The sequence below is a fragment of the Gelidibacter salicanalis genome (assembly GCF_016469035.1).
Classification (GTDB): Bacteria; Bacteroidota; Bacteroidia; order Flavobacteriales; family Flavobacteriaceae; genus Gelidibacter; species Gelidibacter salicanalis_A.
The window spans coordinates 157,143-177,056 of sequence record NZ_JAEHJZ010000004.1 but is presented as its reverse complement, the minus strand read 5'-3'; the positions used below and the strand labels follow the sequence as shown (position 1 = coordinate 177,056).

Annotated in this window: 16 protein-coding genes; all 16 read right to left on the bottom strand. The window is 39.0% G+C overall.

Features of this window, described 5'->3' with window-relative positions:
• Positions 1 to 161: 161 nt before the first annotated feature.
• Positions 162 to 1,223: a M20 family metallo-hydrolase gene (locus tag JEM65_RS02805; RefSeq protein WP_199597049.1), complete on the bottom strand. Its 1,062-nt coding sequence runs from the start codon at positions 1,221 to 1,223 to the stop codon at positions 162 to 164.
• Positions 1,220 to 1,996, bottom strand: a complete 777-nt coding sequence (gene argB / locus JEM65_RS02800) for an acetylglutamate kinase (RefSeq protein WP_199597048.1) — start codon at positions 1,994 to 1,996, stop codon at positions 1,220 to 1,222. Before argB ends, JEM65_RS02805 begins: the two co-directional genes overlap by 4 nt.
• 109 nt (positions 1,997 to 2,105) lie before the next feature.
• Positions 2,106 to 3,041, bottom strand: coding sequence for an N-acetylornithine carbamoyltransferase (locus JEM65_RS02795; RefSeq protein WP_199597047.1), 936 nt, complete (start codon positions 3,039 to 3,041; stop codon positions 2,106 to 2,108).
• Between the two features lie 119 nt (positions 3,042 to 3,160).
• A complete protein-coding gene (locus tag JEM65_RS02790; protein ID WP_199597046.1) occupies positions 3,161 to 4,306 on the bottom strand; it encodes an aspartate aminotransferase family protein in 1,146 nt (381 codons plus the stop codon).
• Positions 4,303 to 5,103, bottom strand: coding sequence for a pyrroline-5-carboxylate reductase (gene proC / locus JEM65_RS02785; protein ID WP_199597044.1), 801 nt, complete (start codon positions 5,101 to 5,103; stop codon positions 4,303 to 4,305). Before proC ends, JEM65_RS02790 begins: the two co-directional genes overlap by 4 nt.
• A gap of 100 nt (positions 5,104 to 5,203) precedes the next feature.
• Positions 5,204 to 6,181, bottom strand: coding sequence for an N-acetyl-gamma-glutamyl-phosphate reductase (gene argC / locus JEM65_RS02780; RefSeq protein WP_199597042.1), 978 nt, complete (start codon positions 6,179 to 6,181; stop codon positions 5,204 to 5,206).
• Positions 6,178 to 7,368: an argininosuccinate synthase gene (locus JEM65_RS02775; protein ID WP_199597040.1), complete on the bottom strand. Its 1,191-nt coding sequence runs from the start codon at positions 7,366 to 7,368 to the stop codon at positions 6,178 to 6,180. Before JEM65_RS02775 ends, argC begins: the two co-directional genes overlap by 4 nt.
• On the bottom strand, positions 7,365 to 7,982 hold the full coding sequence (locus tag JEM65_RS02770) for a GNAT family N-acetyltransferase (RefSeq protein WP_199597037.1): 618 nt from the start codon (positions 7,980 to 7,982) through the stop codon (positions 7,365 to 7,367). Before JEM65_RS02770 ends, JEM65_RS02775 begins: the two co-directional genes overlap by 4 nt.
• Before the next feature lie 353 nt (positions 7,983 to 8,335).
• Positions 8,336 to 9,913, bottom strand: coding sequence for an NADP-dependent glyceraldehyde-3-phosphate dehydrogenase (locus JEM65_RS02765; protein WP_199597035.1), 1,578 nt, complete (start codon positions 9,911 to 9,913; stop codon positions 8,336 to 8,338).
• 9 nt (positions 9,914 to 9,922) lie between these two features.
• Entirely contained in the window at positions 9,923 to 11,188 is a 1,266-nt protein-coding gene (gene ilvA, locus JEM65_RS02760; RefSeq protein WP_199597033.1) for a threonine ammonia-lyase IlvA, read from the bottom strand.
• 58 nt (positions 11,189 to 11,246) lie between these two features.
• The gene (gene ilvC, locus JEM65_RS02755; protein ID WP_199597031.1) at positions 11,247 to 12,749 is read right to left on the bottom strand and encodes a ketol-acid reductoisomerase; all 1,503 of its coding nucleotides are present in this window, start codon (positions 12,747 to 12,749) and stop codon (positions 11,247 to 11,249) included.
• Between the two features lie 12 nt (positions 12,750 to 12,761).
• The gene (gene ilvN, locus JEM65_RS02750; RefSeq protein WP_199597221.1) at positions 12,762 to 13,289 is read right to left on the bottom strand and encodes an acetolactate synthase small subunit; all 528 of its coding nucleotides are present in this window, start codon (positions 13,287 to 13,289) and stop codon (positions 12,762 to 12,764) included.
• A gap of 145 nt (positions 13,290 to 13,434) precedes the next feature.
• Positions 13,435 to 15,168, bottom strand: coding sequence for a biosynthetic-type acetolactate synthase large subunit (gene ilvB / locus JEM65_RS02745; protein WP_199597029.1), 1,734 nt, complete (start codon positions 15,166 to 15,168; stop codon positions 13,435 to 13,437).
• Between the two features lie 137 nt (positions 15,169 to 15,305).
• Positions 15,306 to 16,985 (bottom strand): dihydroxy-acid dehydratase, encoded by a 1,680-nt coding sequence (gene ilvD / locus JEM65_RS02740; protein WP_199597027.1) that lies wholly within the window; start codon positions 16,983 to 16,985, stop codon positions 15,306 to 15,308.
• Entirely contained in the window at positions 16,982 to 17,881 is a 900-nt protein-coding gene (locus tag JEM65_RS02735) for a branched-chain amino acid transaminase (protein ID WP_199597025.1), read from the bottom strand. The genes ilvD and JEM65_RS02735 overlap by 4 nt, the downstream gene beginning before the upstream one ends.
• A gap of 562 nt (positions 17,882 to 18,443) precedes the next feature.
• Complete coding sequence (locus JEM65_RS02730) at positions 18,444 to 19,910, bottom strand: glutamate synthase subunit beta (protein WP_199597021.1); 1,467 nt, start codon at positions 19,908 to 19,910, stop codon at positions 18,444 to 18,446.
• Positions 19,911 to 19,914 lie beyond the last annotated feature (4 nt).

The following is a 19,914-nucleotide window of genomic DNA, read 5'->3' as shown; positions in this document are numbered from 1 at the left end:
TGAAGTCAGAATCAAGTCTTGATTCTCTATTCTTGGTTCTTGATTCTACTTTTATACTTCAAAAGTCAACTATCCTAAGCTATAAATTTTCATTTTGAGCTACGAACTTCAATGGAAGCAAAATCAAGTCTTGTCTCTCTATTCTTGGTTCTTGTCTCTACTTATACTATCCGTTCCAACAACTTCACATACAACCCAATCCCATCCTCAATCTCACGAATATAAATAAATTCATCCGCAGAATGTGATCGTGTACTATCGCCAGGGCCCAATTTTAACGACGGACAAGTCAAGGTTGCCTGATCTGAAAGTGTTGGCGACCCGTAGGTTGATCTTCCTAAAGCGATTCCAGCCTTTACTAGTGCATGATCTTCTGGAATGGACGACGAGTTTAAGCGTAAACTTCTAGGGATGATGCTACTGCACGGCGATTCTTTTTGGAGAATTTCCACAATTTCAGCGTTAGTGTAGCAATCATTCACCCGCACATCTACCACCAGATCCACTTCTGCAGGAATGGCATTGTGTTGTTTTCCTGCATTAATTTGAGAAACCGTCATTTTAACCTCTCCTAAAGCGGCAGAAACCTTATCAAATTTATAGTTTTTAAACCATTGTAGAACTTCAATCGTATTATAAATGGCGTTATCCTCATTAGGATGCGCGGCATGACTTGGCGTGCCTTTTACTTTGGCGTCAAACACTACTAGCCCTTTTTCAGCAACGGCGAGCTGCATCAAGGTGGGTTCGCCTACAATAGCCACATCAATGTGCGGAATAACCGCCAACATGCTATTAAGTCCGTTAGGTCCGCTGCTTTCTTCTTCTGCGGATGCTACCAACACTATATTATAATTGAGGTTGGGACGCTCATAAAAATAGGTAAACGTCGCTATTAACGACACTAAACAACCTCCAGCATCATTACTTCCCAATCCAAATAATTTCCCGTCTTCCACAATCGCTTTAAAAGGATCTTTAGTGTAAGCGGTGTTTGGTCTGACCGTGTCGTGGTGCGAATTGAGCAATAAGGTCGGTTTGGAATCGTCAAAATGCTTGTTTATTGTCCAAACGTTGTTTATTGTTCGTGTGTAAGGAATATTCTGTTTTTCAAACCATTGCTCGATAAGCGTGGCCGTTTGATCTTCTTCAGATGAAAAGGATGGCGTTTCGATTAACTTTTTAAGCAATGCAATGGCATCTGTGGTCAGTTTTTCTATCATTTGCTAATGGTTGTAAAATTTGCGGTCTCATCAAATAACATTTCCGGTTTACCGATACAGACCTTATAAACATTTTTTTCGACGGCGTGAATGCAATTGTTCAATTTGGGAAGCATACCATCAACGATGAGCTTATCATCAATTAACCCTTGATAGGTTTGGGTGGTAATCTCCTTAATGACTGAAGTTTCATCCGAAATGTCTCTCATGACGCCATTTTTTTCAAAGCAATAATACAATTCGGTTTGATATTGGTCTGCAAAACCAATAGCCAATTCTGAGGCAATGGTATCAGCGTTCGTATTTAACAGCTGTCCCTTTTTATCGTGAGTTAGAGCGCAAAATACGGGCGTCACTTTATGGTCTAACAACATTTGTAAAATTTTGGTGTTTACTTTTTCAACATCGCCCACAAAACCGAAATCGGTTGTTTTTACAGGACGTTTTTTAGAAACGATGGTATTCCCATCAGCACCCGAAAAGCCGATGGCATTACAGTTTTTGGATTGTAATTGCGCTACGATGTTTTTATTGATTTTCCCCGCATATACCATGGTGATGAGGTCTAAGGTGACTTGATCTGTAATGCGTCGCCCGTCAATTAGCTTCACTTCAAGTCCGAGTTGATTTGCTAGTTGCGTTGCTAATTTCCCACCGCCATGAACCAATATCTTAGGTGATTGGATTGCTGCGAAAGTATCTAAAAATGCTGATAGCGCAGTGTCATTATCAATAATATTACCGCCTATTTTTATGATTTTTAGTGTTTTCATAGTATGCCCGTCTTTTGACTCCGCTCAAGATGAATTCCAGCGGGTATCATTATTTTTTATCTTCTTAAGATCTCACAGGTTTTCAAAACCTGTGAGGTCTCTAAAAAAGTTACAAACTCTCTAATATTTTCTTCAGAACAACCTGCGCAGCAAAAGTGCGATTGCTGGCTTGATTGATGACCACGGATTGATAGCCATCCAAAACCGCATCTTCTACTACCACATTTCGTCTTACCGGTAAACAGTGCATAAATTTGGCATTGCCCAATTTTTTTTGGGTCATCATCCAATTTGGATCTTCATTTAGAACCTTTCCATAGTCTTTATAATTGCTCCAGTTTTTAACATAGACAAAATCGGCGTCTTCTAGTGCTTCTTCTTGATTGTGATTAATAGGAGTGTTTCTGGTAACACGTTCATCAAGTTCATAACCTTCAGGATGCGTAATGGTCAAATCAACATCCATTTCTAGCATCATTTCTACAAAAGAATTGGCTACCGCCTGCGGCAATGCTTTTGGATGTGGTGCCCAAGATAATACCACCTTAGGTTTGCGGGTCTCAGAAAGTTCTGTAATCGTAATGGCGTCTGCCAAGGCTTGCAACGGATGTGCGGTGGCACTTTCCATATTGACAATTGGCACCGTCGCGTATTTTATAAAACTTTTAAGTATGAATTCAGAAGCGTCCTTCACTTTATCTGTAAGGCTAGGGAAGGCCCGTACGGCGATAATATCAGCATACTGAGAGATCACTTGCGCAGCTTCCTTGATGTGTTCAGAACTATTGGCATTCATGATGCTGCCATCTTCAAATTCAATATTCCAAGCGTCGTTAACGTTTAATATGCTGACATGCATCCCTAAGTTACGTGCTGCTTTTTCAGTACTTAATCGGGTTCTTAAACTCGAGTTGAAAAACAACATGACTAAGGTTTTATGTTTTCCTAATTCCGAAAATTCAAAGGGTTGCATTTTGAGTAAGATAGCTTCCTTAATCATCTCAGAAAGATTGGAAATGTCTTTTATTTCGGTGTATTTTTTCATGTTCACTTCCTGTCTTTCGACTCCGCTCAAGATAAACTCCAGCGGGAATCTCTTTAATTAAACTTCAATTGTTGTGTACTCAAACCTCACAGGTTTTTGAAACCTGTGAGGTTTCGTTACTACTGTCCACCATTCATCAATAACAACTCCTGTTTTAACGCTTCAAAAAACAAATCAATATGCTTCGTCTGAATCGTCAATGGTGGAAGAATCCGTATTAAATTAGGATTTTTGGCACTGCCAGTAAACATCTTATGCTTGTGGATGAGGTTTTTTCGTAACTCTGCGACTGGAAAGTCGAACTCTAACCCTAACATTAATCCACGGCCTTTGATCTTTTTTAAATGGGATAGTTGCTGAGTCTTCTGAATAAAATACCCTGACATTGCATCTGCATTTTCCATCAACTTTTCCGATTCCAAAACTTTCAAAACCGCTAAAGACGCTGCACAAGCTAAATGGTTGCCGCCAAAAGTAGTGCCCAACAAACCAAACGACGCTTTAATACTTGGGTGAATCAAAATACCACCAATGGGGAAGCCGTTGCCCATGCCTTTTGCCATGGCAATAATATCTGGCGTCCATCCGTATTTTTGAAAAGCAAAAAAATCGCCTGTTCTACCAAAACCCGATTGCACCTCATCAGCAATCAACATTACATTATAAGACTTACATAACTTTTCGAGACCTTGGTAAAATTCTGGAGTACTTTCGTCCAAACCACCAACACCTTGTATGCACTCAATAATTACGGCACAGGTTTCACCTTGTTTTAAAATTTGTTCAACTGTTGTTAAGTCGCCCAAAGGTACAAAATCTACATGCTGTTGTGCGTTTAGTGGTGCAACAATTTTTGGATCGTCAGTTGCAGCAACAGCTGCTGAGGTACGTCCGTGGAAAGAGTTCTTAAAAGCAATAACATTCTTTTTTCCAGTGTGGAACGAAGCAAGTTTTAGCGCATTTTCGTTGGCCTCTGCACCAGAATTGCATAAAAACAACTGGTAGTCTTTACAACCAGAAATACGCTCAAGTTCTGCCGCTAACTCTTCTTGTAACGGATTTTGAATTGCGTTGCTATAAAAACCTAAGTTTTTGACTTGGTTAGAGATGGCCGATACATATTCTGGGTGTGAATGTCCAATAGAAATTACCGCATGACCGCCGTATAAATCGAGATATTCAATCCCTTTATCGTCGTAAACCGCCAAGTCTTTGGCACGCACAGGTGTGATGTCAAAAAGCGGATAGACATTAAATAAACTCATAATTGTTCTTTTTTAATGTTGCTAATTTTATTGTATGAGGCAATCATGCCTTGTATTAAGGACGAGCTCAAGCCTTTGTGTTCCATTTCATTCAAACCTTCAATAGTACAGCCTTTTGGGGTAGTTACCCGATCAATTTCCTCTTCTGGATGGTGTCCATTGGCAATTAGTAAATTTGCAGCACCCTCACTAGTGTACATTGCTAATTCTTGGGCTTCTTTAGCATCAAAACCTAATTGAATTGCCGCTTGGGTTGTAGCTCGAATTAAGCGCATCCAAAATGCAATTCCACTGGCACACACCACTGTTGCGGCTTGCATTTGTGATTCTGGAATAATCAATGAATGTCCCAAACGGTTAAAAATAGCCTGCGCAATTTTAATACGCTTAGTGCCTTGAGCATTACTGCAAATGCAGGTCATTGATTTGCCAACCGCGATAGCCGTATTTGGCATCGCCCTAATGATGAATTGTTCCGCACCAATAAGTGTTTCAATTTTTGGAATTGAAAACCCAGTCACCGTAGAAATGACCACATGCTTTTCAGTAATCATCGGAGCGATATCCTGTAGTACTTTTTCCAAATGTGAGGGTTGAACGGCTAAAATTAAAATGTCAGAATGTTGAACCGCCAACACGTTGTCTGTTGTTAAAAACACATTTTTGTAGCCTTCAAATTCTGAGATGCTATCTGTATTTCTTTTGGTAAGGTATAAGGTGGTAATCGCGTTATTGGTGATCAGCCCTTTTGCGATGGATTTTCCTAAATTTCCTGTACCAATAATTGCTATTTTCATATTTATGACCGTATTTCGACTCCGCTCAATATACACTAGGCGGGTATCTTTTTAATTCAACTTCCATTTTTATTAAATCCATTTTCAGATTTAATTTTCACTAAAAATAATTTGCTTTAAGCAATAGACCCTTAGTTTCCGCAAATCCAAACATCAAATTCATGTTTTGAATGGCCTGACCTGAAGCACCTTTCAGTAAGTTGTCAATAATACTGGTTACTAAAAGCTTGTTATTGTGTTTATGCAAATGAAGGATGCATTTATTGGTATTGACGACTTGTTTCAAATGAATGTCTTCATCAGAAACCACCGTAAAGGCAGCATCCTGATAATAGGTTTTATACAGCGTCTTAGCATCTTCCAAACTGCCTTCAAAATTAGTGTATGCTGTAACAAAAATGCCTCTAGAAAAGTTACCTCTATTGGGCACAAACAGTACTTCTGATTTGGCATTTTTATGTAACTCTTGGATGCGTTCATTGATTTCGCCCAAATGTTGATGGGTAAAGGCTTTATAATGTGAAAAGTTATTATCACGATAGGTGAAATGTGTGGTTTCTGATAGAGAAGTACCTGCTCCTGTAGACCCGGTAACCGCGTTAACATGAACATCGCTTTTTAAAAGTTGATAGGCCGCTAAAGGCAAAATAGCCAATTGAATTGCCGTAGCAAAACATCCAGGATTTGCTATATGGCTCGCTTTTTTAATCGCTTCTCTTTGCAATTCAGGTAGTCCGTAAACAAAATGATGCCCTTGAAACTCGCGATCGCTTTCCAATCTAAAATCATTACTTAAATCAATGATTTTAGTAGTGGACGAGAATTTATGACTTTCTAAAAAGGCCTTCGAGTTTCCATGGCCCAAGCACAAAAACAAAACATCCACATCGGGATTAATACTGCTAGAAAATTCCAAATCTGTGCTGCCCACCAAATCTTGATGCACCTTGCTGATTTTATTTCCAGCGTTAGACGTACTGTAAATAAAATTTAGGTTTGCTTTTGGATGGTTTAAGAGCAACCGGATCAATTCGCCAGCGGTATATCCTGCACCTCCTATAATGCCAACATCTATCATGATTCTGAATTTACTTGGTGATAAATTTTATTTTGATTGCCAATAATTTTTATAAATCCTTTGGCTTCATCTGCGGTCCATCCTTTGTTGAGCTCACCATAACTTCCAAACTTTGCATTCATCAAATCATGAGCAGAGCTGATGCCGTCTAACATAAAATGATATGGTTTTAAGGTCACCACAACATCTCCTGAGACATTTTGTTGACTGCTTTCTAAAAACGCCTCTATGTTACGCATTACAGGGTCCAGGTATTGGCCTTCGTGTAGATGCATTCCGTAAAAACTTGATAGGTAATCTTTGTGTTGCAACTGCCATTTGGTAAGCGTATGCTTTTCCAACAAATGGTGCGCTTTTATAGTAATCAGTGCAGCAGCAGCTTCAAAACCGACACGTCCTTTAATACCGACAATCGTATCACCAACATGAATGTCGCGGCCAATGGCGTAAGCTGAAGCACGGTTATTTAAGGCTTCAATGTTTTTTTCTGGGGAATCAGATTGTCCATTAAATGCAGTAAACTGTCCATTTTTAAAGGTTAAGGTTACTTTTTCTTCTCCCTCTTTCTCTAATTGCGATGGATAGGCGTGTCCTGGTAACGGTTTTTCTGATGTTAAGGTTTCTTCACCGCCCACGCTTGTTCCCCAAAGACCTTTATTGACTGAGTATTTGGCTTTTTCCCAAGACATATCAACACCATTACGTTTTAGATACTCAATTTCTTCCTGTCTGGATAATTTCAAATCTCTTATGGGAGTGATAATTTCAATATGGGGTGCCAAGGTTTGAAAAATCATATCAAATCGTACTTGATCATTACCAGCGCCTGTACTGCCGTGGGCAATATACTGTGCATCAATGCTTTTCGCGTATTCAACAATTTCAATGGCCTGAATGATGCGTTCTGCACTCACCGATAATGGATAGGTATTATTTTTAAGCACATTCCCATAGATCAAATACTTGATCACTTTCTCGTAGTAGGAACCTACTGCGTCAAGATTTTTATACGTAGATACACCCATTTTGTAGGCATTAGCTTCTATAGTATTGATTTCTTCTGATGTAAATCCACCTGTGTTTACACTCACTGCGTGCACTTCATAGCCCAAATCTTTACTTAAATGGACGGCACAGTACGAGGTGTCTAATCCGCCACTGTAGGCTAAAACTAATTTTTTGCTCATGATTTATCTTTTTTTAAAAACAAGGCTTGTTTGATTTGCTTTAATCTCTGAAACGTCTTGGTTTTTACGTGTTGCGGTTCATTGCTGTCTTTTGCCTTAGGGTCATATAACATGCCTGTACATAAGCACATTTTTTGTTCAGTACGTTGAAGTACATCATAGTTTTTACAGGTTTGACACCCGTTCCAAAAACTTTGATCATCGGTTAATTCTGAAAAGGTGACAGGTTTATAACCTAATTCACTGTTCATTTTCATAACAGCCAACCCCGTAGTGATACTGAAGATTTTAGAATCTGGAAATTTCTCTCTAGAATGTTGAAAAATACGTGCTTTTATTTTCTTAGCTAGGCCTTGTTCTCTGTAGTCTGGATGTACAATTAATCCAGAATTGGCTACAAATTTACCATGGCTCCAAGCTTCGATATAGCAAAAACCAGCAAACGTGTCGCCATCCAATGCGATGACGGCATTCCCGTTTTCCATTTTAGTAATGATATATTCAGGCGTCCGTTTCGCGATGCCCGTACCTCTTACCTTTGCTGACTCTGAAATGGCGTCGCAAATGATCTGTGCATAAATAGCATGAGATTTATTAGCAATAACAATGTCCATTGTTTTTGATGTTTAGATTTTAAAAAAAATTAAAGATGTGTTGTCGAAAAACAGAACCGGACTCACCTAAGTTCCAAATATAAAGCGCACCCTTAAGGGCGACGGAACAGTATAGGGCATGTCCTCGCGCGATTGCTATTTAAAACAACTGAATTTGAAAAGTAAATTATGTGTGTTGATTTGTTCAAGGTAAAAAAATAAAAATACGTTAGTGGCTTCTTTTTAAGATTTAGAATGCACAGCGTCTGCGCAAAAATAGTGCGGGACTTGATGGTCGTATTTTATTTTTCATTAGAAACATAAATCAAAAGTAACATTTTATTTTACACCTCAATTTCTTTTTAACTTTTTTTTTAAAGGATATAATCCGTGCTGACAAAATTTGATGCCTTGCTATCTAATAGGTTTTTTAAAATGGCATTGTTATAATCGTTATTTTTAGAAGCGACAAAAGTTCTGATAGAAAAAGAGCGCAAAGCATCATGAACACTCAAAGTGGCCACAGCCGAATCCTTTCGTCCTGTAAATGGATATACATCTGGTCCGCGCTGGCAAGAACTGTTCAAATTCACACGGCATACCAAATTTACCAAGGTATCAATTAAAGGTGCCAAGGTTTTGATGTCACTACCAAATAAACTCACTTGCTGTCCATAATTGGACTCCGCCATATCGTCTAATGGCTCGTCAATATCTTTGAATGAAAGCACGGGAATCACAGGTCCAAATTGCTCTTCTTGAAATACACGCATCTCCTTATTGACAGGATATAGTACAGCAGGAAATATATAGTTTTCAGTGGTTTCGCCACCTTTCTCATTTAATATTTTAGCACCTTTTGCAAGCGCATCATCAATCAATTCCTGGATGTATTGCGGTTTGTCAGGTTCAGGTAATGGCGTTAATTTTACTTCAGCCTCCCAAGGGTTTCCAAATTTTAGAGCATCGACTCTTTCGGAAAAACGCTTATTAAATTCATCAACAATTGCTTCATGAACGTAGACTATTTTTAAAGCCGTACAACGTTGTCCGTTAAATGAGGTAGATCCAGTAATACATTCATCTATGGCCAAATCTAAATCGGCATCTTTAAGAACGATGGCAGGATTTTTTGCTTCCAATCCTAAAACTAGACGCAGCCGATTACTTTTTGGGTGTTCGTTTTGTAAGGCATTGGCAGATTTACTATTACCGATCAGCGCCAACACATCAACTTTTCCTGATTGCATTATTGGTGTGGCAACTGTTCTACCACGACCGTAAATGATATTGACCACACCTTTAGGAAAACTGCTTTGAAAAGCTTCCAACAATGGCGAAATCAATAATACGCCAAGTTTTGCCGGTTTGAAGATGGTTGTATTACCCATAATCAGTGCAGGAATTAAAAGCGCAAATGTTTCATTTAAAGGATAGTTATAGGGCCCTAAACATAGCACGACACCTAGTGGACCTCTGCGAATATGGGCATAAACACCATCATTTTCTTCAAACTTGGCGTTGTCCCTATCCAATTGTTTGTATTCTTCAATAGTATCGTAAATATAATCGACGGTTCTATCAAACTCCTTTTCAGAATCAGGTAATGTTTTACCAATTTCCCACATTAACAGTTTTACAACTTCGTCACGCTTGGTTTTCATTTCGGCTACAAAGGTTTCCATGCAGGCAATACGGTCTTTCACTTTCATAGTGGGCCATAAGCCTTGACCTTTATTATAGGCATTTACAGCAGCATCCATCGCCTCTAAGGCTTCTTTTTCGCCTAAAGTTGGAATGGTGCCCAATAAGGTTGGGGCATAGTTTTCAGTTGAAGAAATGGTAGAATATACCTCTGAGCTTTCGCCAGACCATGCTTTTAATTCGCCATTAACTAAATAGCTGTTTTGGTGTATAAGTGATTTTATTTGGTATTGTTCAGGAATGTTCATAGGTTGTTTTTAGACTAAAAATTGAAATAAATCGGGTTTATCGTTGAGGTAATCGCCATAAAAATTACGGAGTTTCATTTTGGTAATAAGTGGTTCTAAATCGTCCGCTGATTTTAATTCTAAACCCACTACAGCCGCACCGTTTTCACGATTGGTTTTCTTCGTGTATTCAAAATAGGTAATATCATCAGTAGAACCTAATATATCAACTACAAACTCGCGCAATGCGCCCGCCCGTTGTGGGAATTTAATAATAAAATAGTGTTTTAAATTGGCATATAAAAGTGCACGTTCTTTAATTTCAGCTGTTCTGGTAATGTCATTATTACTTCCGCTGATAATGCAAATGACATTTTTACCTTTAATTTCATCCGCATAGTGATCTAAAGCAGCAATACTTAAAGCACCAGCAGGTTCTACTACAATAGCGTCTTTGTTGTAGAGATCAAGGATGGTTTCGCACACTTTACCTTCATCAACCGTAATCATATCGTGCAAATTTTGTTGACAGATGGCGAAATTCAAATCGCCCACACGTTTTACCGCAGCACCATCCACAAAATTCTCAATATTTTTTAATTCGGTATTGCGTTTGTTGGTCAACGAGGTTAACATGGAAGGCGCCCCTTTTGGCTCAACTCCAATGACTTTGGTGTTTGGAGACAGCTGTTTAAATACAGAAGATAATCCAGCTGACAAACCGCCGCCGCCAACAGGAACAAATACATAATGGATTGGATGTTGCGCCTGATCAATAATTTCCAAACCTACTGTGGCTTGACCTTCAATTACTTTTTCATCATTAAAGGGGTGGATAAACGTCTTATTTAAACGCTCACATTCTAACATCGCAGCAGCATTGGCATCATCAAATGTATCACCTACTAAAACCACGTCAATAAAATCTTCACCAAACATGTAAACTTGCTCAATCTTTTGTTTAGGTGTAGGCGAAGGCATGAAAATAGTTCCTTTTGTTTGCAATAATTTGCAGGACAATGCCACACCTTGTGCATGATTTCCGGCACTGGCACATACAATTCCATTTTCAACTTGGGTGGGGCTCAGCGATGACATTTTATTGTAAGCTCCCCTAATTTTATAGGAGCGTACTTGTTGTAAATCCTCGCGTTTAAACATAATATTCGCTTCAAATTTCTTTGAATAACGAAGGTTTTGAATTAACGGAGTTACCGCAGCAACGTCTCTTAATTTTCTCGCGGCTGCCTCAACGGCAGCTATACTTGGGTAATATATTTTGGTTTCAACGTTCATCGTGTTTTTTTAGAGGCAGGAAGCAATTTCTGCCTTAATTATAGCTCCACATTAATTGTTATGCTAACACTGAGTTTTCTGCCTCAGCATCTGTTTTTATCACTTTCATCGCGGTCATGGCTGCTCTCAATCGTTTCCCAACGGTTTCAATAGGGTGGTTTCTAATCGCGTCATTAACTGCAATCAATTCTTGGTTATCCGCACTGTTGGAATCTGCAAACGACTTTCCGATCGTATTTTGATCCACGTTTTTCATGAAGTCTTCTAATAAAGGCTTACATGCATGATCAAACAAATAACAACCGTATTCTGCAGTGTCAGAAATAACACGGTTCATTTCGTATAGTTTTTTTCTGGCGATGGTGTTTGCAATTAAAGGCAATTCATGAAGTGATTCGTAATATGCCGAGTCTTCAATAATGCCTGCACTTACCATCGTTTCAAATGCCAGTTCAACCCCTGATTTAACAAAAGCGACTAACAGCACCCCGTGATCAAAATAATTTTGTTCTGAGATATGGTCTGGGGTTAACGCTGTTTTTTCAAATGCAGTTTCTCCCGTTGCAGCACGCCATTTCAAAAGATTTACATCATCATTGGCCCAATCTTCCATCATGGTTTGTGAGAAATGCCCAGAAATGATATCGTCCATGTGTTTTTCAAACAATGGCTTTAAAATGGTTTTTAATTCTTCTGATAATTCAAAGGCTTTAATTTTCGCTGGATTTGACAAACGGTCCATCATGTTGGTAATCCCGCCATGTTTTAAAGCTTCGGTAATGGTTTCCCATCCCAATTGAATCAATTTTGCAGCGTAATTGGCATTGACACCATCTGCTACCATTTTGTCAAATGCTAAGATTGAACCTGTTTGGAGCACCCCACAAAGAATGGTTTGTTCTCCCATCAAATCACTTTTCACTTCTGCAATAAATGAAGATGCCAAAACACCCGCTCTATCCCCACCTGTTGCCACAGCGTAAGCCTTAGCTTGATTCCAACCTTTTTGTTCTGGATCATTCTCAGGATGTACTGCAATTAATGTTGGCACACCAAAGCCGCGTTTATATTCTTCACGAACCTCGGTGCCAGGACATTTTGGTGCTACCATAATTACCGTTATATCTTCACGAATTTTGGTGCCTTCTTCCACAATATTAAATCCGTGGGAATAGCTTAAAGTTGCTCCTTTTTTCATTAACGGCATAACGGCTTTTACAACGCTAGTGTGTTGTTTGTCAGGCGTTAAATTCAAGACCAAATCAGCGGTTGGGATTAACTCATCATAAGTGCCTACGTTAAACCCGTTAGAGGTTGCGTTTTTATAAGATGCACGTTGCTCTTTAATGGCGGCGTCACGCAAAGTATAGGAAATATCCAAACCAGAATCGCGCATGTTCAAACCTTGGTTTAAACCTTGGGCGCCACAGCCTACAATAACTATTTTCTTTCCTTTTAAAGCGTTGATGCCATCTTCAAATTCTGAAGTGTCCATAAATCGGCATTTTCCCAATTGCTCTAATTGTTGTCTTAATGGTAATGTGTTGAAATAATTTGACATTTTATTTGATTTTTAATGTTGAAATGCTTCAAGCATTTTTGATATTTTCATTTCGTCTTTGGTCACTGCAATACGCCCAGAACGTGTAAATTGCATGATTCCAAAAACACTCAATTCGCGATGTAATAATTCTAATTCCTCTTTACGACCTGATTTTTCAATGACGAAAAACTCTCGGTTGACCGTCACTATTCGGGCGTTACTCTCTTTAATGATATTTTGAATCTCGCGTTCATCAAAAAGTAAATTTGACCTGAGTTTGAACAAGCAGGATTCTTGATAAATGGTCTCCTCTTCGGTATGGTAATAAGCTTTAATGACCTCAATCTGTTTTTCTATCTGACCGATGACTTTTTTCATTCGTTCTTCGGAAAGTTGTAAGACGATGGTCCATTTAGAGACGTTCTCAATCTCAGAAACCGAAATATTAATACTGTCGAGATTAAGATGACGGCGTTGAAAAATAGCCGAAATACGGTTTAGCAAACCAATATTGTTTTCGGTATAAATGGATACGGTATATAATTTAGTTTCACTCATTGTTCTAATAAGATTTTGGATGATAGAGAATAGAGGATAGACTTGATGTTGCTTCATTTTTAAATTTTGATAGCATCATCTCTGTTCTTTTCTCTTTATTCTGTTTTCTCAGTTATAATATTCCTTCAAGTTTCGTGCTTCCAACTTATTCCAAACGCACCTCCGAAACACTCGCGCCACTTGGAATCATTGGGAATACATTGCCTTCTTTCTCTACGCATACCTCTAAAAAGTAAGGGCCTTCGCAAGCCATCATTTCTGCAACGGCATTTTTCAAATCTTCTCTTTTGGTAACTTTCTGCGCATCTATATAGTATCCTTTTGCGATGGCCACAAAATCAGGATTGGTCATTTCAGTGGAGGCGTACCGCTTATCAAAAAACAACTGCTGCCACTGACGTACCATACCTAAAAACTCATTGTTCAAGACGACGATTTTTACAGGAACTTTTTGTTGAAAAATGGTACCCAATTCCTGAATGGTCATTTGGTAGCCTCCATCACCAATAATAGCGACGACATCGCGTTCTGGAGCCGACATTTTAGCGCCAATGGCTGCAGGAAGCGCAAATCCCATGGTGCCCAATCCGCCAGAAGTGATATTGCTTCTGGTGGTGGTGAATTCTGCATAACGGCAGGCAATCATTTGGTGTTGCCCAACATCCGATACAATAGCGGCATTCCCTTTGGTTTGGATATTGATTTCTTTGAGCACTTCGCCCATAGTCAACCCTTCCTTTGTAGGATACAGATCATCTTTAATGACTTTTTCATATTCTATAGCGTACAAATCTTTGAATTTTTGATGCCATTCAGTATGTGAATTCGGTTTTAACAATGGTAAAAGTTGTGATAAACTTTCTTTGGCATCACCTAAAACGGAAACGTCAGTTTTTACGTTTTTATCAATTTCTGCTGGGTCAATATCAAAGTGAATAATTTTAGCTTGTTTTGCATAAGTGGCTAAGTTTCCGGTGACACGATCGTCAAAACGCATGCCGATCGCAATTAAAACATCACAATCATTAGTCAGTACATTAGGTGCATAGTTACCATGCATTCCTACCATACCTATATTTAATGGATGTGCTGTAGGGACTGCCGAAGCACCAAGAATGGTCCATGCTGCCGGAATCCCTGCTTTTTCGATGATGGATTTTAGTTCATTTTCTGCTTTACCAAGAATAACGCCTTGTCCCCAAACAATCATCGGTTTCTTAGCGGAATTTATTAAAAGTGCTGCAGCCTTAACATCGTCTATATCCGTTTTTGGAACCGGGTTATAGCTTCTGACGCGTGTGCATTTTTCATACGAAAAATCAAGTTCCTCAAATTGTGCATCCTTAGTGATGTCAATTAAAACAGGGCCTGGACGTCCGCTTTTGGCAATATAAAATGCTTTAGCGATGATTTCAGGAATTTGGGACGCTTTGGTAACTTGATGGTTCCATTTGGTAACTGGTGTTGAAATGCCAATAATATCAGTTTCCTGAAACGCATCACTTCCCAATAAATGAGACGCAACCTGACCTGTTATACACACCATTGGGGTAGAATCAATTTGTGCGTCTGCAATTCCTGTAATCAAATTTGTAGCTCCCGGACCAGAAGTGGCTATGGCTACACCAACTTTACCCGAAATACGTGCATACCCTTGTGCAGCGTGTGTAGCACCTTGTTCATGGCGCGTTAATACATGATGAATTTGTTCTCTAAACTTGTAAAGTTCATCATAAACTGGCATGATTGCGCCACCAGGATATCCGTAAAGAATATCAACCCCTTCAGCGATAAGACATCTGATGATTGCTTCGCTGCCTGAGATACGGATAGTAGTAGCGGTTTTTGTTTGTTCTTTATTTAAAGTTTTTGTATTCATATTGAAAACTTGTTTTTTTTTATTCCTTCAAAAGGAACCTCAATAATCTATTTTCTTAAGTTTTTACTTCCAACATTTTGCTAAGTGGTTCCTGTTTGCACTTCGGCAAGCTTAGTAATAACCACGCAGGAATTTGTTTAGAATTCATCCGTAACACATCCTTTAGATGCTGACGAAACTGTTTTTGCATATTTGTAAAGAACACCACGATCAAATTTCAACGCAGGTGCTTGCCATTGTGAACGACGCTCCTGAAGTTCATCTTCAGAAACTTCCAGAGATATGGTATTGGTTTCAGCGTTAATAGTAATCAAATCGCCATCTTTTACCAAAGCAATGGTGCCGCCTTCTTGTGCTTCAGGAGTGATATGACCCACTACAAAACCGTGGGTGCCTCCTGAAAAACGACCATCGGTAATCAACGCAACATCATTTCCTAAGCCTGCGCCAATTATTGCTGCAGTAGGTTTTAACATTTCAGGCATTCCAGGGCCACCTTTTGGGCCTTCATATCTAATAACGACGACATCGCCTTTTTCAACTTTACCATCTCTGATGCCATCATTGGCTGCGTATTCTCCTTCAAATACTTTTGCCTTTCCAACAAATCTTAGACCTTCCTTGCCTGTAATTTTTGCCACACTACCTTCCGTTGCCAAATTACCATAGAGCATGCGTAAATGTCCAGAGATTTTAATCGGATTTTCTATAGGCATAATGACGTCTTGTCCTTCTTTTAAATCCTCCACATCCAACAAGTTTTCTGCCATTGTTTTTCCGGTAACAGTCATGCAATCGCCATGAAGCATTCCTTTTTTGAGGAGATATTTTAAAACCGCCGGAATGCCACCAACCGCATGCACATCTTCCATAAGGTACTTGCCACTTGGTTTTAAATCGGCTAAAAATGGGGTATTATCACTAATATTTTGAAAATCTTTAAGTGTAAAATCTATTTGAGCTGCTCTTGCAATAGCTAAAAAATGGAGTACAGCATTGGTAGAACCTCCGAGAATAGTCACTAACCGAACTGCATTTTCCAAAGATTTTCTGGTGATGATGTCTGATGGTTTGATGTCTTTTTCCAACAGAAGGCGCATGGCTTCGCCTGCTTTGACGGACTCAGTTTTCTTGGCATCACTCAACGCTGGGTTTGAAGCGTTATAAGGCAAGGTCATTCCCAATGCTTCAATTGCAGAAGCCATGGTGTTTGCCGTGTACATCCCGCCACAAGCTCCTGCGCCTGGGCATGCTTTTTCCACAATACTTTGATAATCGGTTTCTGTCATGGTGCCAGCTACTTTGCTCCCCCATGCTTCAAATGCTGAAACGATATCTAATTTTTTTCCATTATGACACCCAGAATCGATGGTACCACCATAAACTAAAATACTTGGTCGATCTAACCTGATCATCGCCATTAATGCTCCAGGCATATTTTTATCACAACCAACTACAGTTACCAAACCATCATAACTCATTGCTTGCACTACAGTTTCCATGGAGTCTGCAATGATATCACGAGATGGTAAGGAGTAGCGCATTCCGGGAGTTCCCATTGAAATGCCGTCACTTACACCAATCGTATTGAAAATCAAACCAATAATATCTTCGTTTTTGGTACCTTCTTTCACCAATTTGGCTAAGTCGTTCAAATGCATGTTACACGGATTGCCTTCATATCCTGTACTGGCAATTCCGATCATGGGTTTGAAAAAATCTTCGGTAGTTAGTCCGATGGCGTGCAACATTGCTTGAGCAGCGGGTTGCGTAGGATCTTGTGTAACTGTTTTACTATATTTATTTAATGTACTCATAGCGCTTTTGATAATTTATTTTTGCGTTGTCCTAAAACTTCTTGTTGGTACAACTTCATTAATTTATGACCTAGTGAATCGGTCCATTGTAAAGGAAATTCATAATCGTCCAATGATTTGAGTCCGACAACTTCAGCGGCTGTGCCCGTAAAGAATGAGCTGTCTGCTTGTTTCAGTTCATCCAGTTTGAAATGTCTTTCTTCAACAGGAATGCCTTCTTCCTTACAAATTTCTAAAATGGTAGAACGTGTAATTCCTGCCATAATGCTACCTTTTTTTGGTGTAAATAGCTTGCCATCCTTTTCCATAAAGATATTTGCACCAGAACATTCTGCCACATTACCGTACATATCCAATAGTAAAGCTTCATCAAAACCTGCGTCTTTGGCTTCATTGGTGGATAGAATGGAGTTGATATAATGTCCCGTAACCTTAGCTTCTACAAAACAGGATTTTGGATTAGGGCGTTCAAACGATGAGGTTTTGACACGCAACAATTTATCGCCCATGAGTTTCCCCCATGCCCAACACTGCATAGTCAAAATAGATTCTTTTGAGGTATAGAGTCCCATATTGGCACCTGTACTGATTATTGGTCTTATATAAGCATCCTCAAGTTGGTTTCGTTCTAGTAACTCATGGGTGATGGCTGTTAGTTCTTTAATGGAATAGTTGAAAGGAATACCCATCACTTTAGCACCATATTTAAGACGCTCATAATGTGCCTTAGCTTTAAAAATCTTGGTACCAGCCTCTGTTTTATAAGACCTGATACCTTCAAAAACCCCATTGCCGTAATGCAAGCTTTGGCTATATAAACTGCTAGTTGCGGCTTCAGGTTTCAAAAATTCACCCTTGTGGTAAATAATAGTTTGGTTGTTATAGTATGCGTTCATAATCATTTAAAGTTTAAAATTAGTATAAGGTATGGTTTGAGTATTCCAAAATTGCTGTTTCAGACTAAACTCAGTAATTAAGTTTGTTATTTAAAACCATGACAATCAGTCATTTAGATTAGTTTATTTATGATGTTCAAAATGCTAAAATTTTCAATAAAAAAAGCCTGTATCTCATTGATACAGGCTTTTTATGGAAATAGCATACTGTATCAACTAACTCGAGTTAATAATGACCACGCTAATAATGACTAATACTTGATTCATTGGTAATACTATTTATATTATTCCAATATCGGGACAACATGTTTTGACCGCCATGTTCCGCTCCCGAATTTATCGTGATTCAAAACAGGATCTCACTAAAAAAAAAAGCCTTCCAATGGTGAGGAAGGCTTTAAATTATATTTTTAAATTTAGTGTACCATTCCTCATCGCTGTGACAAAATCACGACGCTAATATTAGAACTGATATTTAAATTTATTTTGTTCATTTATCCTTCAAAAATCAAAAAAGATTTAGATAAAACCTAATTTTTTTCTAGGTAATTTTTAAAAATTCTTAGATTCTAGGCAAATCGTTGTCATCTTTAAGGGGTAAATTGGAGGTGCCCATTAAGTAAGTATCCACATGATACGCAGCTTGTCGGCCTTCTGAAATGGCCCAGACAATTAAGGATTGTCCACGGCGCATATCGCCTGCACTAAAAATTCCAGGAACATTGGTGGCATAATCAGTTGTTGTCGCTTTAATGTTGGTTCTAAAGTCCATTTCCAATCCAAATTGTTCTGCCAATGTTTTTTCAGACCCTGTAAAACCTAAGGCTAACAAAACCATATCGCATTCCCATTGTTTTTCAGAGTTTGGAAGTTCTCTTAATTCTGGACGCTGGCCTTCTTTAAAAATCCATTCTACTTCAACGGTTTTTAATCCGATGAGGTTCCCGTTTTTATCTCCTAAAAATTCTTTTGTTGAGACACTGAAAAATCGTTCCACACCTTCTTGATGAGATGAGGTGGTTTTTAGTCTCATAGGCCAGTACGGCCAAGGTTGATGCGCAGGTCTGCCTACAGAAGGCTTGTTCAAAATCTCAAAATTAGTGACACTCTTGGCACCATGACGATTGCTGGTACCGATACAATCCGAGCCCGTATCTCCACCACCAATCACGATAACATTTTTATCTTTTGCGGATAGAATAGCATCAAAATCAATTAAACCGTCTACATGTTGATTATTTAATTTTAAGAAATCCATAGCCTGATGAACACCTTTCAGGTGATTACCTTTTATAGGAATTCCTCTTCTCTCAGTGGCTCCGCCGCACAATACGACAGCATCAAAATCGGCTTTAATGGTTTCTACACTGATGTTTTGACCAACGTGAGCATTGGTGGTAAATTGGATACCTTCTTCTTCAAGTACAGCAACACGTCTATCAATAATCTGTTTTTCCAGTTTAAAATCGGGGATGCCATAACGCAACAAACCGCCTACTTTGGCATCGCGCTCAAAAACAGTAACCAAATGGCCTGCTCTATTAAGTTGTTGTGCCGCTGCCAACCCTGCAGGTCCTGAGCCAATTACCGCTACTTTTTTATCGGTTCTTGTTTTTGGTGGATGTGCCGTAATCCAACCTTCTTCAAACGCTTTTTCAACGATGTTTTTTTCGATATTCTCTATAGAAACAGGGTCTTCGTTAATGCCCAGAACGCAGGCTTCCTCGCAAGGTGCAGGACATAATCTGCCAGTAAATTCTGGGAAGTTATTGGTGGAATGTAAAATCTGCGCCGCTTCTTTCCATCGGCCTTTATACACTTTATCATTAAAATCTGGAATGAGATTCCCTAACGGACATCCGCTATGGCAAAAAGGAATCCCACAATCCATACACCGTGCGCCTTGATCTTTTAGTTTTTTCTCCTCTAACGGAATGGTAAATTCCTTATAATTTTCTAAGCGTTTCTCAACCGTTATATAAGGTTCATCTACTCTTTCGTATTCTAAAAATCCTGTTATCTTTCCCATAGTC

What these genes read in the sequence shown, in the direction of transcription:
- JEM65_RS02805 (WP_199597049.1), bottom strand. Translation starts at nt 1,223, where the DNA reads ATGATAGAAAAACTGACCACAGATGCCATTGCATTGCTTAAAAAGTTA.
- argB (WP_199597048.1), bottom strand. Translation starts at nt 1,996, where the DNA reads ATGAAAACACTAAAAATCATAAAAATAGGCGGTAATATTATTGATAAT.
- JEM65_RS02795 (WP_199597047.1), bottom strand. Translation starts at nt 3,041, where the DNA reads ATGAAAAAATACACCGAAATAAAAGACATTTCCAATCTTTCTGAGATG.
- JEM65_RS02790 (WP_199597046.1), bottom strand. Translation starts at nt 4,306, where the DNA reads ATGAGTTTATTTAATGTCTATCCGCTTTTTGACATCACACCTGTGCGT.
- proC (WP_199597044.1), bottom strand. Translation starts at nt 5,103, where the DNA reads ATGAAAATAGCAATTATTGGTACAGGAAATTTAGGAAAATCCATCGCA.
- argC (WP_199597042.1), bottom strand. Translation starts at nt 6,181, where the DNA reads ATGATAGATGTTGGCATTATAGGAGGTGCAGGATATACCGCTGGCGAA.
- JEM65_RS02775 (WP_199597040.1), bottom strand. Translation starts at nt 7,368, where the DNA reads ATGAGCAAAAAATTAGTTTTAGCCTACAGTGGCGGATTAGACACCTCG.
- JEM65_RS02770 (WP_199597037.1), bottom strand. Translation starts at nt 7,982, where the DNA reads ATGGACATTGTTATTGCTAATAAATCTCATGCTATTTATGCACAGATC.
- JEM65_RS02765 (WP_199597035.1), bottom strand. Translation starts at nt 9,913, where the DNA reads ATGAACATTCCTGAACAATACCAAATAAAATCACTTATACACCAAAAC.
- ilvA (WP_199597033.1), bottom strand. Translation starts at nt 11,188, where the DNA reads ATGAACGTTGAAACCAAAATATATTACCCAAGTATAGCTGCCGTTGAG.
- ilvC (WP_199597031.1), bottom strand. Translation starts at nt 12,749, where the DNA reads ATGTCAAATTATTTCAACACATTACCATTAAGACAACAATTAGAGCAA.
- ilvN (WP_199597221.1), bottom strand. Translation starts at nt 13,289, where the DNA reads ATGAGTGAAACTAAATTATATACCGTATCCATTTATACCGAAAACAAT.
- ilvB (WP_199597029.1), bottom strand. Translation starts at nt 15,168, where the DNA reads ATGAATACAAAAACTTTAAATAAAGAACAAACAAAAACCGCTACTACT.
- ilvD (WP_199597027.1), bottom strand. Translation starts at nt 16,985, where the DNA reads ATGAGTACATTAAATAAATATAGTAAAACAGTTACACAAGATCCTACG.
- JEM65_RS02735 (WP_199597025.1), bottom strand. Translation starts at nt 17,881, where the DNA reads ATGAACGCATACTATAACAACCAAACTATTATTTACCACAAGGGTGAA.
- JEM65_RS02730 (WP_199597021.1), bottom strand. Translation starts at nt 19,910, where the DNA reads ATGGGAAAGATAACAGGATTTTTAGAATACGAAAGAGTAGATGAACCT.